Annotated in this window: 16 protein-coding genes; all 16 read right to left on the minus strand. The window is 46.1% G+C overall.

From position 1 onward, the window contains the following. Positions 1 to 285: 285 nt before the first annotated feature. A complete protein-coding gene (gene lysS, locus ABHN01_RS06475; RefSeq protein ID WP_429874871.1) occupies positions 286 to 1,779 on the minus strand; it encodes a lysine--tRNA ligase in 1,494 nt (497 codons plus the stop codon). 10 nt (positions 1,780 to 1,789) lie between these two features. Then, positions 1,790 to 2,212 (minus strand): GreA/GreB family elongation factor, encoded by a 423-nt coding sequence (locus ABHN01_RS06480; RefSeq protein ID WP_429874872.1) that lies wholly within the window; start codon positions 2,210 to 2,212, stop codon positions 1,790 to 1,792. 136 nt (positions 2,213 to 2,348) lie between these two features. Further along, positions 2,349 to 3,344, minus strand: coding sequence for a tRNA dihydrouridine synthase DusB (gene dusB, locus ABHN01_RS06485; protein ID WP_429874873.1), 996 nt, complete (start codon positions 3,342 to 3,344; stop codon positions 2,349 to 2,351). Between the two features lie 6 nt (positions 3,345 to 3,350). Then, positions 3,351 to 3,575: a helix-turn-helix domain-containing protein gene (locus ABHN01_RS06490; RefSeq protein WP_290402354.1), complete on the minus strand. Its 225-nt coding sequence runs from the start codon at positions 3,573 to 3,575 to the stop codon at positions 3,351 to 3,353. Continuing rightward, complete coding sequence (gene folK, locus ABHN01_RS06495; RefSeq protein WP_429874902.1) at positions 3,527 to 4,054, minus strand: 2-amino-4-hydroxy-6-hydroxymethyldihydropteridine diphosphokinase; 528 nt, start codon at positions 4,052 to 4,054, stop codon at positions 3,527 to 3,529. Before folK ends, ABHN01_RS06490 begins: the two co-directional genes overlap by 49 nt. Continuing rightward, positions 4,051 to 4,413: a dihydroneopterin aldolase gene (gene folB, locus ABHN01_RS06500; RefSeq protein ID WP_429874874.1), complete on the minus strand. Its 363-nt coding sequence runs from the start codon at positions 4,411 to 4,413 to the stop codon at positions 4,051 to 4,053. The genes folK and folB overlap by 4 nt, the downstream gene beginning before the upstream one ends. A 6-nt stretch (positions 4,414 to 4,419) precedes the next feature. Further along, positions 4,420 to 5,265 (minus strand): dihydropteroate synthase, encoded by an 846-nt coding sequence (folP, locus tag ABHN01_RS06505; RefSeq protein ID WP_429874875.1) that lies wholly within the window; start codon positions 5,263 to 5,265, stop codon positions 4,420 to 4,422. Between the two features lie 14 nt (positions 5,266 to 5,279). After that, the gene (gene pabC / locus ABHN01_RS06510) at positions 5,280 to 6,140 is read right to left on the minus strand and encodes an aminodeoxychorismate lyase (protein WP_429874876.1); all 861 of its coding nucleotides are present in this window, start codon (positions 6,138 to 6,140) and stop codon (positions 5,280 to 5,282) included. Beyond that, complete coding sequence (gene pabA / locus ABHN01_RS06515) at positions 6,125 to 6,724, minus strand: aminodeoxychorismate/anthranilate synthase component II (protein WP_290402350.1); 600 nt, start codon at positions 6,722 to 6,724, stop codon at positions 6,125 to 6,127. Before pabA ends, pabC begins: the two co-directional genes overlap by 16 nt. 25 nt (positions 6,725 to 6,749) lie before the next feature. Then, on the minus strand, positions 6,750 to 8,153 hold the full coding sequence (pabB, locus tag ABHN01_RS06520) for an aminodeoxychorismate synthase, component I (protein WP_429874877.1): 1,404 nt from the start codon (positions 8,151 to 8,153) through the stop codon (positions 6,750 to 6,752). 183 nt (positions 8,154 to 8,336) lie between these two features. Continuing rightward, on the minus strand, positions 8,337 to 9,269 hold the full coding sequence (cysK, locus tag ABHN01_RS06525) for a cysteine synthase A (RefSeq protein ID WP_429874878.1): 933 nt from the start codon (positions 9,267 to 9,269) through the stop codon (positions 8,337 to 8,339). 123 nt (positions 9,270 to 9,392) lie between these two features. Further along, a complete protein-coding gene (gene hslO, locus ABHN01_RS06530; RefSeq protein ID WP_429874879.1) occupies positions 9,393 to 10,274 on the minus strand; it encodes an Hsp33 family molecular chaperone HslO in 882 nt (293 codons plus the stop codon). A gap of 43 nt (positions 10,275 to 10,317) precedes the next feature. Next, positions 10,318 to 11,088, minus strand: coding sequence for a type III pantothenate kinase (locus ABHN01_RS06535; protein WP_429874880.1), 771 nt, complete (start codon positions 11,086 to 11,088; stop codon positions 10,318 to 10,320). A gap of 111 nt (positions 11,089 to 11,199) precedes the next feature. Continuing rightward, complete coding sequence (ftsH, locus tag ABHN01_RS06540) at positions 11,200 to 13,107, minus strand: ATP-dependent zinc metalloprotease FtsH (RefSeq protein WP_290402345.1); 1,908 nt, start codon at positions 13,105 to 13,107, stop codon at positions 11,200 to 11,202. Positions 13,108 to 13,176: 69 nt separating this feature from the next. Continuing rightward, positions 13,177 to 13,716: a hypoxanthine phosphoribosyltransferase gene (hpt, locus tag ABHN01_RS06545; RefSeq protein ID WP_290402344.1), complete on the minus strand. Its 540-nt coding sequence runs from the start codon at positions 13,714 to 13,716 to the stop codon at positions 13,177 to 13,179. Positions 13,717 to 13,730: 14 nt separating this feature from the next. Continuing rightward, entirely contained in the window at positions 13,731 to 15,131 is a 1,401-nt protein-coding gene (gene tilS / locus ABHN01_RS06550) for a tRNA lysidine(34) synthetase TilS (protein WP_429874881.1), read from the minus strand. Positions 15,132 to 15,161 lie beyond the last annotated feature (30 nt).

Raw genomic sequence — 15,161 nt, forward strand, 5'->3', positions numbered from 1 at the left:
GTTTTCAAAGAACATTTTGTGTCAAACTTCAGCGTTTGTGCTGTCGTTTGCCGTCGCTTATTGGCGACTTTATTATCTTACCACGCTGCCTTTAACCTGTCAACATTCTTTTTTAAAAAATTTTTATAAAGTTTGTTGAGCAGATATGCTTTGCAGCGACAGGTAATAATATATCACCTTTTCGAATGTCTTGCAACCCTATTTAAGAAAAAAGTTGAGATTTCTTTTGAAAGCATAAAAAAACCGTCTGCAAACGTTGTGCAGACGGTCTGAACCTGAGCGCCATTACTTATCGCTATGGCGCATTTGAGGGAATAACAGTACATCCCGGATAGAAGGAGAGTCGGTCAGAAGCATGATGAGGCGATCGATTCCGATCCCTAGTCCGCCAGTAGGAGGCATACCGTACTCCAGTGCTTCGACAAAGTCCTCATCCATCATATGGGCCTCGTCGTTCCCCTGGTCACGCTCTTTGAGTTGGGCTTCGAAACGCTCTCTTTGATCGATTGGATCATTAAGCTCAGAGAATGCGTTCGCGTGCTCACGGCCGACGATAAACAATTCAAATCGGTCAGTGAACCTTTCATCTTCAGGATTTTTCTTGGCAAGCGGAGAAATCTCAACTGGGTGGCCGTATACAAAGGTAGGCTGGATGAGTGTCTCTTCCACGAATTGTTCAAAGAACTCGTTCACGATATGTCCGTAAGACATATTGTCTTTTACAGGAACATTATGTTCTTTAGCCAGTGTCACAGCTTCCTCACGGCTCATTTGCGGCCAGAAGTCTACACCTGTTGCTTCTTTTACTGCATCAACCATGTGAACTCGTTTCCAGCGGGGCTCGAGATTTACTTCATAATCGCCGTATTTTACGGTCGTGCTGCCGTGTACCTCTTTCGCAACATGAGCAATAAGGTTTTCGGTAAGTTCCATGATGTCGTGATAGTCCGCATAAGCTTCATATAGTTCGATCATCGTAAATTCAGGATTATGGCGGGTAGAAACACCTTCGTTCCTGAATACGCGGCCGATCTCATACACCTTTTCCAAACCGCCGACAATGAGGCGTTTCAGATGAAGCTCAATAGCGATTCGCATGTAAAGCTCCATATCTAGGGCGTTATGGTGCGTAATGAACGGCCGCGCAGATGCCCCTCCAGGAATGGAATGCATGGTTGGAGTTTCAACTTCCAAATATCCGTGATCGTCCAGGTAGCGTCTCATGGAGCGGATGATCTTACTGCGGGCGATAAAGGTATCTTTTACTTCAGGGTTCATGATCAGATCGACATACCGCTGACGGTAGCGCTGTTCTACGTCTTTAAGCCCGTGGAATTTATCAGGCAGCGGACGGAGTGATTTCGTCAGCAGCTGAAAATCTTTTGCTTTTACGGAAAGTTCCCCTACTTTTGTTTTGAATACAGTGCCTGTGATTCCGACGATGTCACCGATATCAATCGTGTTGAACAGATCATACTGCTCCTCGCCTACTGCATCTGTTCTCACGTAGATCTGAATTTGTCCTGTAAGGTCCTGAACGTGGGCAAACCCGGCTTTTCCTTTTCCGCGCTTGGTCATGATGCGTCCTGCAATCGTCACTTCAATTGCTTGCTCTTCCAGTTCTTCTTTGGATACATCTTGATATTGGGCTGTTATGTCAGCAGCGGTATGTGTGCGGACGTATTTCGTGCCGAACGGATCTTTTCCGCTTTCACGGATGCTGTTCATTTTTTCTCTGCGGACCCGCAGCAAGTCATTTAATTCTAAGTCCTGGCTCATGAAAACTCTCCTACCTTTTGCAATTTTGTATGTTAATGATTTTATAAGAAATATGGCCCCCTGGAAGGGAGATATGAATCTTGGCATTCAGTGGCTTGCCGATAACCGCTTGAGCCACCGGGGAATCCGCCGCGATTTTAAACTCTCTCGGGTCGGCTTCATAGGGATGGACGATCGTATAGGTCATCTCATCCTGAAATTCAAGTTCGAGAAGTGTAATGGTCGATCCTACTTCCGCAGTTTGCCCCGGCTCCTTTTCGCTGGAGAGAAGCTGGGCATGGATCAGCACCTGTTCAAGCTGTTTGATCCTCTTGTCCAGAAAAAGGCCTTCTTCCTCAGCGGTGCATTGTTCTTTTTCCGCGATTAAGCTTTTAAGCTCATGCTTAAGCCTCCTGGTGCCTTCGTTCGTAAGCAAAACCGTTTCATGGTCCATTTGCTTTACCCCCATATCATTATTAAAAATAATACTTTTTGAACACACCAGGAAGCGTCATTATGAAGAAAACATAAGTGCAACAAAAGCCAGAAATAGGTTCTGGCTGTCGGTTAAAATCAATAGGGTCATTGGCTTAGCTCACTTTTTCTTGTTGTATGGCTTCTACTTCTTCAATATACCCGTAGAGGAGCTTGCTCATTTCATCCCTTGTTGTTTTTGTATTTACTTCGTTTCGGACCGAACCTGTTTTTGGAAGGCCTTTTAAATACCATGCAGCGTGCTTGCGCATCTCACGAACGGCCACCACTTCCCCTTTAAGGTCAATGAGACGGTCCATATGAAGCATACAGATATCGATCTTTTCTCTTGGTGTCGGTTCCGCAGGGATTTCTCCCGTTTCAAGGAACTGAACGGTACGGTAGAGCATCCAAGGGTTCCCAAGCGCCGCGCGGCCGATCATAACGCCATCCACACCGTAAGTCTCAAGCGCATGCTTGGCATCGTGAGGAGTAGAGATATCTCCGTTTCCAATCACCGGAATGGAAACATTCTCTTTTACTTGCTTGATGATATCCCAGTTCGCTTTCCCTTCATACATTTGCACACGCGTCCGGCCGTGGACAGCTACTGCAGCCCCGCCGGCCCGTTCTACTGCTTGTGCGTTTTGTACAGCGAAGATATGGTCTTCATCCCAGCCGACACGCATTTTGACCGTCACAGGCTTTTGAACAGTATCTACTGTAGCAGCAATCATCTCGTAAATTTTATTTGGGTCCAGAAGCCATCTCGCTCCTGCGTCACATTTTGTGATCTTCGGCACCGGACAACCCATGTTGATATCTATAATATCGGCATTTGTATGCTTATCTACATACTTAGCTGCCGCAACGAGAGATTCGCGTTCCCCTCCAAAGATCTGCAGGCTAAGCGGTTTTTCTCTCTCATCTACGTAGAGCATTCTTAAAGATTTTTCATTTTCGTAAAGAATCCCTTTATCGCTTACCATTTCGGCACAAACAAGCCCCGCTCCGAAATCCTTGGCGATCAGGCGGAATGCCGGGTTGCAGACACCAGCCATAGGTGCGAGGACTACAGGATTCTTCATCGTAATACCACCGATTTTCAACATTCTTTTTCACCTCGCTTTATTTTTGACATGGTCTTGCGTTAATTCATCTATAGAAACCTGAAAGATCGTTGCAATCTTAATCATGAGTTCGTCCTTCGGTTTGCGGTTGCCGCGTTCTACTTCTCCAAGTATAGAAACAGAGATCCCCAAGTCCTTCGCAAGGCCTTCTTGTGTATAGCCCTTCAGCTTTCGAAAGGCCCGTATTCTCCTGCCCCACTTTTCCTCTTCCATATGTGCACACCTTCTTTATTCTGCAGCTGTCTGAAGACGTCATTCAATGATACGCCTGCATCTGGGAATGTAAGATCTGGAGCAATCTCAAGCAACGGAATCATCACAAAAGCACGTTCCAGCATGCGCGGATGCGGAATGTGCAGCCGTTCTGACTGTATACGTTCATTATTATACAACAAAATGTCAAGGTCGATTGTCCTTGGGCCCCATCTGATTTTCCGTATTCTTTCCAGCTGATTCTCAATTTCCTGGGTTATGCTCAGCAAAGCTTCTGCAGACAGGCTTGTCTGCACCTTTACCGCCAAATTCAGAAAAGGGGGCTGATCAGTAAAACCGACCGGTTCTGTTTCATACAGCGAAGATATCCTTTCGACTTCAATGGCGGGATGATCACTTAATGCCTCGATGGCCTTCCTTATATATTCTTCCCGGTTCCCCAGGTTGGAACCGAGTGAAAGGTAAACACTATTCATCAGGCTCGGCTCCGGTTCATCTCTATGGCAACAGAGTCGTAATGCCCGGGAATCGGCGGGTCGGGCTTGATGACTTTAACCGTGCATTTCTGAATAAGCGGGTAACTGGAAAGAAGAGACGAGGCGATGCTTTCCGTTACCGTTTCGACCAATTTTTTCGGCTCACCTTCAACGATCTCTTTTACGGTGGCATAGATGTCACCGTAGTTTGCTGTTTTTTCAAGATCATCCGTTGTACCCGCGGGCTGAAGATCCATTTCAAGGATTAGATCAACAAAAAACCGCTGGCCGAGTTTATTCTCTTCAGGGAAAACACCATGATAACCATAAAAGGAAAGGCCGTTCATATATATTTTATCCATGCGTTTTCATCCTTTTCCGAGCATGGCATCCATCATTCTTGCCATGCGGCCCATTTCTTTAACATCATGCACGCGAACAATTGTACAACCCCGCTCAATGCCGAGGCAAACGGTGGCGCCCGTACCCTCCATTCGTTCATTCACAGGAAGATCGAGGGCATGCCCAATCATGGATTTTCTGGAAGTTCCCAAGAGTACGGGATATCCCATCGCCACAATCTGGTCCAGGTTTCTCATCGTTTCGAGATTCTGCTCTTGGGTTTTGGCAAACCCGATTCCGGGATCTAATATGATGTTTTCGGGTCTCACGCCTTCTTTCGATACAATGGCGATGCTCCTGTTTAAATCCGCAATGATATCAGGCATCAATTCCGCATAATTACGATCCGTCCGGTTATGCATGAGAATGATCGGCACGTTGAGCTTTGCCGCTGTGGAGGCCATCCGTTCATCCGCCTTTGCTCCCCAAACATCATTAATGATATGCGCTCCGGCTAGAATGGCTTTTTCAGCGACTTCTGATTTGTACGTATCGATGGAGATCGGAACATTCACTTCGCGGGAGACGGCCTCGATGACCGGGATCACACGCCTTAATTCTTCCTCTGCCCCTACCTTTTCGCCGCCCGGACGGGTCGACTCTCCTCCGATATCAATAATATCGGCACCGTCTTCCACCATTTGCTTCGCATGTTCAACTGCGCGCTGGATCGTGTTGTACCTGCCTCCATCAGAAAAGGAATCCGGAGTGGCATTCAATATTCCCATAACATACGTTTTCTTCGATAAATCCAGCGTGTATGGGCCACAGGTTATGAAATTAAGATTCTTGGCTGTTGCTGTCTGTCCCATCAGAGGTTCTCCCTTCAAACAAGTTCATCAATGTTCCATAAACTTTTGCTGCATGAATGATATAGAAATAATAGCGAATGAGCAGTGTTCCCGCCGGCACCCGGGAAGTCCTTTCCATGAAAGCTGCGTACGGGGACGATTTCCTGAATCGAATTCGTTAAAAAGATCTCGTCCGCATTCTCCAGATCACGAGTGGTGTATAAACCCTCCTCGGTATACATTCCCATCTTGGCCGCACAGGCGATCACGAACTGTCTTGTGATTCCGTTTAAGATGCCTGTTGCTATGGAAGGTGTACAGAGGACACTGTCCTTCACCCAGAACACATTTGAAACGGTTCCTTCACTGATAAAGCCATCTTCTGTCAAAAACAGGCCCTCCTGCTCATGAGGCCTGTTCAGCTCCCTTTTTCCAAGGATACTGTTTAAATAATGATGGGACTTTAAGCGAATTCTTCCTTCAGGGGTATTCCGCTTGGTTTGGAGCACAACAAGCTCCTTTTCGTTATATGGTCCGTACTCGGGCAACGGTTTGCCGTAAATGATGACCGTCGGGTTCAAGTATGGATCTGTCTGCAGGCCGACTTCTCCGGTTCCTGCTGATATGTTGAATCGGATATATGCGTTTTTCCATTTGTTTCGCCGCATTAAACGCCTTGTATCAATCCATGCGGCTGCACTGTCCAGTTCATGCTTAATATTCAGCTCAACGAGAGCTTCTTTTAGACGCTTCATATGTTCTTCCCATAAAAACGGATGGCCGTCATAGACCCTGATCGTTTCAAAAGCACCGAGGCCATACATAAATCCGTGGTCAAACGGGGAAATCGAAGCTTCATTTTTACTTACAAGTTTTCCATCTATAGAGAGGTACATACCATGTTCCCTTTATTTTTGTATTGATCGATAAAATTGCGCAGCAATTGCTTGCCGGATGATGTCATGATCGACTCCGGGTGAAACTGCACCCCTTCTACAGGGAGTGTCTTATGGCGAATGGCCATGATTTCTCCTTCCGGGGTCCAAGCCGATACGGTAAAACACTCTGGCAGCGTTTCTTTTTTTACAATAAGAGAGTGGTATCTCGTCGCCTTAAATTCTTTTTCAAGGCCGCTGAATATGGTCTTGCCATCATGGGAGATCGCTGACGTCTTTCCGTGCATCAAGCGTTCGGAGCGGATCACGTCCCCGCCAAATACTTGAGCGATCGACTGATGGCCGAGACACACCCCGAAGATCGGAACCTCTCCTGCAAAACGCTTGATAGCTTCCATACTGATTCCTGCTTCATTCGGCGAACACGGGCCTGGTGAGATCATAAGAAAATCGGGCTGAAGCGCTTCAATCTCTTCAATCGTTATTTCATCATTTCTTTTAACAATGAGTTCTTCTCCCAGCTCTCCTAAGTATTGCACAAGGTTGTACGTAAATGAATCGTAATTGTCAATCATTAAAATCATTCTCATCTTCCTCCTCTAAGCTCAGCTAAACTAATTCGTACTTGCTTTCTTCACTTAATTCTTTTGCCCGCCATAGGGCTGCGGCCTTTTTCAGCGACTCTTTGTACTCCGCTTTAGGATCTGAGTCGATCACAATGCCGGCACCAGCCTGTACGTGGGCTATTCCGTCCTTGCAGACCATCGTCCGGATCGCGATGTTCAATTCCATGTCGCCGTCGTAGCCAATCCACCCGATAGAGCCAGTATATACTCCTCTGCGTACAGGCTCAAGTTCTTCAATAATTTCCATCGTCCGTATTTTCGGTGCACCTGTAATCGTCCCCCCTGGGAACGTCGCAGAGATCAAGTCAAAGGCGTCACAGTCTTCACGAAGTATTCCCCTCACATTCGAAACGATGTGCATGACGTGTGAGTATTTTTCGATCGTCATAAACTCATCTACTTCCACGCTGCCGTACTTGCTTACCTTACCCAGGTCGTTTCTTTCCAAATCAACCAGCATGACATGTTCCGCGCGTTCTTTTTCGTTTTCGATCAGCGTTAATGCAAGCCTTCTGTCTTCCTCTTCCGTCTTTCCCCTCGAGCGTGTCCCTGCGATAGGGCGTGTACTGATTTGGTCTTTCTTTTTTTTCACCAATAATTCAGGGGAACCGCTGACGAGCTGAACTTCAGGCGAATGATAATAAGCCATATACGGCGATGGGTTGAACCGGCGGAGTTCATCATAAATTTCGTGTGGCATGGACATGAGCGGTTTTGACTGCCTTACAGAAAGATTGACCTGAAACACATCCCCTGCAGCAATATATTCTTTCACTTGTTTGACAGCCTGCACGAAATCTTCTTCTGCCATGGATACCGTTTCCTGGAGAAAAGAAAAAGGAGGCTTCTCGCTTTTTGCCGGCATGCCGCTTTGGATATCAGCGGTCCATTCTGATTTATAACGTGCGAGTTTGCTCTCAGCCTTTTGTTGATCCTGCTTTTCGTAATGAAGAATGAGCCAAAGCACTTCTTGCTCATGATCGTAGACGAACACATCATCAAATACCATAAGAGAGACATCCGGAAGCTGTAGATCATCCTCTGCCTTGTCGGGAAGCTTTTCAATCTCCCGTGCCACATCATAGCTGAAGTACCCGATGGCCCCTCCATTAAAATCAGGAAGCCCCGCTGGAACATTACACGAAAACACGCTCAGCCAGTTCTTGATGATTGGAAGGAGTTTGCCTCTCTTCGTCGTAATATGGTCCTTATATCGAATGGATGCTTTATCGTTTTTGCCAGTAATAAAAGCAACAGGGGTGAGTCCCATGATGCTGTATTTTCCGCTCCGCCCGCTTTCAAGCAAGACATGGTTTTCTTCATTGGCCGACAGCATTCTGTAACGGCGAAACCATTCGTTTTTGGATAAGAAAATTTTATCAAACATAATCTTTCGCTCTTCACACTTTGGATAAGGCACACTCGTCACGCTCCTGATCGTTCTTATGGATACTATTGTAACTGAAGCAGTGATTAAATTGGGGATAAAAAAGTGATTTCTATTCTAAGTTTTTTATCCATTAAAAACCTTCATAAAAAAAGCTGACAAATTGTCAGCTTCATCCATTGATTATTCTGTTTCATCAAATTGATACAGCGGCGTGCTTAAATACCGTTCACCGTTACTCGGAATGATGGCAAGTACTTTTTTCCCTTTGCCCAGCTTCTCTGCCACTTTTAGAGCAGCAGCAATGGCTGCCCCTGAGGAGATTCCGCCGAGGATTCCTTCTTCTTTTGCCACACGGCGTGCAAATTCAAAGGCTTCGTCATTTGTGATCTGTACAACTTCATCATATACCTTCGTATTTAAGACCGACGGTACAAATCCAGCACCGATTCCCTGTATTTTATGCGGGCCTGGTTTCCCTCCTGAGAGTACAGGTGAATCAGCAGGCTCAACGGCGTACAACCGGATATCAGGATAGGCTTCCTTCAGTACTTCCCCCGCACCGGTGATTGTGCCGCCTGTTCCGATTCCTGAAATAAATCCGTCCAGTCCATCCGGAAATTGCTCTAGAATTTCTTTTCCGGTCGTTTGACGATGGATTTCTGGGTTCGCCTCATTACTGAACTGCTGGGCCAAGAAGTAGCCATGTTCTTTAGATAAAGCTTCCGCCTTGCGGATCGCCCCGCCCATTCCTTCAGCACCAGGGGTCAGGACAAGTTCAGCGCCATATGCGCGCAGCAGGTTTCTTCGCTCTAAGCTCATCGTGTCCGGCATGACAAGAATGGCCTTATAGCCTTTGGCCGCAGCCACCATTGCAAGACCAATTCCGGTATTTCCGCTTGTCGGTTCAATGAGGGTGTCGCCCGCCTTCAGTTTGCCTTCCTCTTCAGCTTTTTCAATCATTGATAAAGCAATACGGTCTTTAACGCTGCTTCCTGGATTCATGAATTCCAGTTTCAAGTATACGTCTGCATGTGAATCATTTGTAATGCGGTTAAGTTTAACAACAGGTGTTCGTCCAATAAGCTCTGTAATTGAATTCGCAATTCTCGCCACTCTTACCACTCTCCCAATTCCGAGTAAATACATTGGTTTAAGTTTAAAACAGTACGAATCGTCTGTCAATTCTTATGCACTGCTTTATACCTATAGACCGAATACGGCTTGGATTCTTTGAACTTATCGGCTCTCGTTGTATAGGTCTTCCAATTCAGCCTCTGAAAATAAATAAGTTTCATTGCAGAAGTGGCAATGGGCTTCAGCCTGTCCTTCCTCTTCAATGATCGAACGGATTTCCTCTCTGCCCAATGATACGAGAGCATTGGCGATGCGGTCTCTTGAACAGGTACACTGAAAGGAAACCGGCATCTTCTCGAGTATTTTAACGTTTTCTTTTCCAAGCAACTCAAAAAGGATCTCTTCAGGTGTAAGCCCTTTTTCCACTAATTTAGAGATCGGAGGAATAGAAGAGATTCGCTCCTCCAAAAGATCAATAATGGTGTCTGATGCATTCGGCAGCACCTGAATCACAAATCCTCCTGCAGCCAGAATGCTGTTATCCGGATTAACGAGTACACCAACCCCAACAGAAGAAGGCACTTGCTCCGACGACGCGAAGTAGTACGTAAAATCATCACCGATCTCCCCGGATACAAGCGGGACTTGGCCGGTGAAATTGTCACGCAGACCGAGGTCCTTTACTACTGACAAAAATCCATCTTTCCCGACCGCACGTGCAACATCAAGCTTGCCCTGCGGGTTTAGATCAAAGTGAACCTGCGGGTTTGTGACATAACCTCTTGTATGTCCATTGGGTGCAGCATCTACCAGAATCGCACCGATCGGCCCACCGCCCTCAATCTTAACAGTTATCTTATGTTTATCACTTTTCAGCATGGAGGCCATCATGGTGCTCGCCATCATCGTACGCCCTAGAGCGGCTGATGCCGTCGGCCACGTTTGATGTCTGCGCTGAGCCTCTCCCACCATTTCACTGCCGCTCATGGCGTAAGCACGAATCTGCCCGTCAAAAGCCAGAGCTTTTATTAAATAATCCGACATATATTATCACCTATCCTCAAGTAATAGCTCAGGAGCACGCTGTTTATTTTCGGGTGTTTTTTAAATAGATCAATTGCAGGCCATTTAACGTTAGGTAAGGATCGACAACGTCGATCAGCTCACATTCCTCTGCAATCAAGCCCGCCATTCCACCAGTAGCCACTACCTTTGGATTTGTTTTCTCCTGAGCTTTTATCCTTTTAACAATACCCTCAACTTGTCCAACATATCCAAACAAAAGTCCTGATTGCATGGCACTAACTGTATTTTTACCTATTATATTCTCCGGTTTGGCAAACTCAATCCTCGGAAGCTTCGCTGCATTTTTATAAAGTCCTTCTGTTGCCACGTTAATTCCCGGAGCGATCGCACCACCCATATAATGTCCGGCCTCGTTGATGTAGCAGTACGTTGTGGCCGTTCCAAAATCAACGATAATCAGCGGATTTCCGTATTTGTGTATGGCGGCAACCGCGTTTACAATTCGGTCAGCTCCTACCTCTCTTGGATTTTCATATTTGATATTAAGGCCTGTTTTAATGCCAGGCCCGATTACAAGAGGTTTTCTATGGAAAAATTTAATGCACATCCGTTCCAACGTCGCCATGATATGAGGCACGACGGATGAGATGATAATTCCTTCCACTTCTTCCTTTCCGATTGCTGCATGATCAAACAGGCTGAGGAGGAGCATTCCGTATTCATCTTCTGTTTTTTCTCTGGAAGTACTGATCCTCCAATGATGTTTCAGTTCATCTCCGTCATACATCCCCAATACGATATTCGTATTTCCTACGTCAAAAACAAAGATCATGGCAATGCCTCACTAACGTTTGGATTTTAAGAATTATGGCCCGCTTTAGATCGATACAAACTTCGATGCCTTTTAAAAAGGATGCCCCTATTGTTAGAGGCATCCTTCGTATTAATCTTCCTTGCGATCTTCTTCGTCCTTTTTATGAATTGTAACCTTTACATCATTATCTGGAGAAGAAATGACTTTTCGCTCAGGCAGCTGTCCTGTTTTTACAAGCTCCTTAATTTGCTCTTCATCCAATGTTTCCACATTGAGGAGAGTTTGAGCGATAATTTCAAGCTTATCATTATGCTCAGTAAGGATTTGTTTACAACGTTGGTAAGATGTTTTAATGATATCTTGGATTTCCATATCGATTTCATGGGCAATGGCATCACTGTAGTTCTGCTCATTGTTGAAATCGCGTCCAAGGAATACCTGTCCGCCTGAGCTTGAACCAAACTGCATCGGACCAAGCCTGTCGCTCATTCCGAACTCCGTCACCATGCGGCGGGCAATGCCTGTCGCACGCTGGAAGTCGTTGTGCGCACCTGTGCTGACTTCATTAAACGTGATCTCTTCCGCCACACGGCCGCCAAGGAGACCAACAATTTTATCGAGCAGCTCTGGTTTTGTCATGAAGTAGCGGTCTTCCTTAGGAAGCATAACCGTGTATCCGCCAGCCTGGCCGCGGGGAACGACGGTCACTTTATGAACCGTATCTGCCCCTTCAAGCACTAGGCCGATGACGGTATGACCAGCTTCATGGTAAGCGACAATATTCTTTTCTTTTTCCGAGATAACCCGGCTTTTCTTAGCAGGACCTGCGATTACCCGGTCAATGGCCTCATCGACATCGTCCATGTTAATTTTCTTCTTGTTTTGCCGCGCTGCCACGAGTGCTGCTTCATTAAGCAAGTTCTCGAGATCGGCTCCGGAGAATCCAGGAGTCCGCATGGCAATGGTTTTCAAGTTTACTTCTTCGCTTAACGGCTTATTGCGTGCGTGGACGCCGAGTACTTCTTCTCTTCCTTTTACGTCTGGGCGGTTAACCGTAATCTGACGGTCAAAACGTCCAGGACGAAGAAGAGCAGGGTCAAGAATATCCGGACGGTTGGTCGCAGCAATGATAATAATTCCTTCATTGGCTCCGAATCCATCCATTTCAACGAGCAATTGGTTAAGCGTCTGTTCACGCTCATCGTGTCCGCCGCCAAGACCGGCGCCGCGCTGGCGGCCAACTGCATCAATTTCATCAATAAAGATGATACATGGTGCATTCTTTTTAGCGTTTTCGAACAGGTCACGCACACGTGATGCACCGACCCCGACAAACATCTCTACAAAATCAGAACCCGAAATTGAGAAGAAAGGAACTCCCGCTTCCCCGGCAACTGCTCGGGCAAGCAACGTTTTACCAGTACCCGGAGGCCCCACTAAAAGAACCCCTTTTGGAATACGGGCACCTAAAGCAGCAAATTTACGCGGGTCTTTTAAGAACTCGACCACTTCAACAAGCTCCTGCTTTTCTTCGTCCGCCCCGGCAACGTCTTTGAACGTTACTTTTTTCTTTTCTTCGTTATACAGCTTCGCTTTGCTCTTGCCAAAGTTCATGACTCGGCTTCCGCCGCCCTGAGCCTGGTTGAGCAAGAAGAAGAACAGGATGAAAATGATGACAAACGGGATGATGGATGTGAAGAATGTTACCCAGCCGCTCGTCTGCTCTTCTGGCTTAATGTCAACATCTGATGTTTGGGCAAGCCTGTTAAGCGTTTTGATGGATTCTTCAGAGTCCGGTGTGTACGTTTCAAACACTTCGCCCTGCTTCGCATTCTCCAGCTTGCCTCTAACTACATAAACGCCGCCTTCAGGCTGGTACTCAATGCTTTTTACGCGCCCTTCCTGAATGTAATTCGTTAGTTGGTCATAACGAATTTTCTTCACTTCATTGTTGGTTCCGTTAAAAAAGCTGACGACACCAACTACAACTAAAAAGATTAACAAGTAAAATATGGTGTTCCGGAAGATCCGATTCATTCCTTACCTCCTCAACGACAATGAGACGATGAAATACATTTATTATTGCATGTTAACAAATAAACAGGATTACTTTTCGTATACTTCAGGCTTCAGAACCCCGATGTAAGGAAGGTTGCGGTACCGCTCGATATAGTCAAGCCCATAACCGACAACAAACGCATCCGGTACGATAAAACCAGTAAGATCCGGTTTGATATCGACTTTTCTGCCAGTCGGTTTATCCAGCAGTGTAACAATTTTAACCGAATTGGCATTACGGTGCTTGAAGAGCTGAACAAGATAACTTAACGTCAGACCGCTGTCTATAATATCTTCGACAATGATGACATCTCGTCCTTCAAGAGATGTATCGAGGTCCTTAATTATTTTAACTTCCCCTGAAGAAACAGTGGACGCCCCATAGCTTGAAACGGCCATCAGGTCTATTTCAAGGTGGATATCCATCCGTTTGATAAGATCAGCCATAAAAGGAAGGGCTCCTTTTAAAACTCCGACAACAAGCGGAAATCGATCTTGATAATCCTCTGATAATTGCTTTCCGAGATCCTTGATCTTTTCCTGGAGAACTTCCTCGGAAATTAATACTTCTTTAATTTCATCATGCATGCTGCTTTGGCCTCCTAGACGTCCTGGCAGAAATTTTGAAACTGTAAGACTAACCATTGCTTAGGTTCGCTTGAACGGGGGACGGCTGCATGCTTTATGCCCGGGATCCAGATAATGTTTCCCTTCCCGTCTTCCAGCACGGGCCATATCTCACGTTTATCCCTCTCAAGCTTCTGGTCGATAAATATATCTTTCACCTTCCGGGTTCCTTTTACCCCTTGGATGGCCATACGGTCACCAGGTTTACGAGTCCTCGCAATGATTGGCAAACTTACACTTTTAACATCACATACAAAAACATCTTTTCCCTTTTTTTCATCCGGATACTCTTCTTTATACTCAGCGGTGATCACTCCTGCAGGAAGATTGAGCGTTCCCGGGATTTTCAGCTCGATTTGATAGCCGCCTATCGCTTCAGCAGTCCCGAACGTCAGCCTGCACCGGTCATAGGAGCGGATCACCTGCAAACCGCGGGGAAAATCCAGCCTTCCAGACGGATGTTCACTTCCGAGTAAAGTTAAAAAGCTTTCCTTATGTAATGAGGAAAGAGATGAAGGTGTTTGCTTATATAGATAGTTTAATATTAGTGTAATCGCCCTTTTTTGTAAAGGAATAGGCATGCTGAGAAATTTAGCAGCCGAAACTTCAACCAACGATGCTTTTTTCACTGTTACAACAGTTTCCAGGCTTCTTTTTGCCTGTTCCATTAGATACGTTTCATCCTCATAAAAAGTTTCACTTATTTGCTGAAAACGAAGATGAACATTCGGATTCTCTTTTTTTAGAAAAGGGAGCACATGATGCCTGAACCGGTTTCTGACGTAGTCATCGCCTTCGTTGCTTGGATCCCTTCTCGGTAAAATCGTATGTACTTTACAATAATGCTCTATTTCGTCCTTCGTTATTCCTAAAAAAGGACGAATAATACACCGGCCTTCAAAAGAGCGTTTCGCCTGCATTCCGCCCAGCGCGGTTCCAGAGCCCCCCCTTGTCATCCGCATCAGTATGGTTTCCGTCTGATCATCCCCATGGTGAGCCAGGGCGAGTGAATCGGCCTTATGTTTTGCCATGACTTCGGCGTAAAAGGCATACCTGCACTCTCTTGCAGCCGATTGTGTGCTCGTCAATCGGTTCTCTTTTTTATAGGCGGCCACATCCAAACGTTTGCCCTCAAACTGAATATCATTCTCCCGGCAGTAGGACTGCACATACAAGAGGTCCTCAGCAGACTCGCTGCCTCGCAGCATATGGTCAACATGGGCCGCAATGATGTTAAGCTCATCGCCCTTTCTGCGGTTCCAAAGATAATGAAGAAGCGCCATAGAATCAGGGCCGCCGGATACACCAACAACAATGGTCTGTCCCGATTGGATCAGATGGTGCCTTTTAATGAATTGTTCAACTTCCTGCAGCATTCCCTTCTCTCCTCATCTTAAACGGATCAG

The organism is Fictibacillus sp. NRS-1165 (genome assembly GCF_050468105.1).
Lineage (GTDB): Bacteria > Bacillota > Bacilli > Bacillales > Fictibacillaceae > Fictibacillus_C > Fictibacillus_C terrinigri.

Excerpts from the sequence above, each read along its gene's own strand:
- ABHN01_RS06490 (WP_290402354.1), bottom strand. The coding sequence starts at position 3,575 with ATGGAAGAGGAAAAGTGGGGCAGGAGAATACGGGCCTTTCGAAAGCTG.
- ABHN01_RS06535 (WP_429874880.1), bottom strand. The coding sequence starts at position 11,088 with ATGATCTTTGTTTTTGACGTAGGAAATACGAATATCGTATTGGGGATG.
- tilS (WP_429874881.1), bottom strand. The coding sequence starts at position 15,131 with ATGCTGCAGGAAGTTGAACAATTCATTAAAAGGCACCATCTGATCCAA.
- hslO (WP_429874879.1), bottom strand. The coding sequence starts at position 10,274 with ATGTCGGATTATTTAATAAAAGCTCTGGCTTTTGACGGGCAGATTCGT.
- pabB (WP_429874877.1), bottom strand. The coding sequence starts at position 8,153 with ATGTTTGATAAAATTTTCTTATCCAAAAACGAATGGTTTCGCCGTTAC.
- ftsH (WP_290402345.1), bottom strand. The coding sequence starts at position 13,107 with ATGAATCGGATCTTCCGGAACACCATATTTTACTTGTTAATCTTTTTA.
- pabC (WP_429874876.1), bottom strand. The coding sequence starts at position 6,140 with ATGTACCTCTCTATAGATGGAAAACTTGTAAGTAAAAATGAAGCTTCG.
- folB (WP_429874874.1), bottom strand. The coding sequence starts at position 4,413 with ATGGATAAAATATATATGAACGGCCTTTCCTTTTATGGTTATCATGGT.
- folP (WP_429874875.1), bottom strand. The coding sequence starts at position 5,265 with ATGGGACAGACAGCAACAGCCAAGAATCTTAATTTCATAACCTGTGGC.
- hpt (WP_290402344.1), bottom strand. The coding sequence starts at position 13,716 with ATGCATGATGAAATTAAAGAAGTATTAATTTCCGAGGAAGTTCTCCAG.
- dusB (WP_429874873.1), bottom strand. The coding sequence starts at position 3,344 with ATGTTGAAAATCGGTGGTATTACGATGAAGAATCCTGTAGTCCTCGCA.
- lysS (WP_429874871.1), bottom strand. The coding sequence starts at position 1,779 with ATGAGCCAGGACTTAGAATTAAATGACTTGCTGCGGGTCCGCAGAGAA.
- ABHN01_RS06480 (WP_429874872.1), bottom strand. The coding sequence starts at position 2,212 with ATGGACCATGAAACGGTTTTGCTTACGAACGAAGGCACCAGGAGGCTT.
- pabA (WP_290402350.1), bottom strand. The coding sequence starts at position 6,724 with ATGATTTTAATGATTGACAATTACGATTCATTTACGTACAACCTTGTG.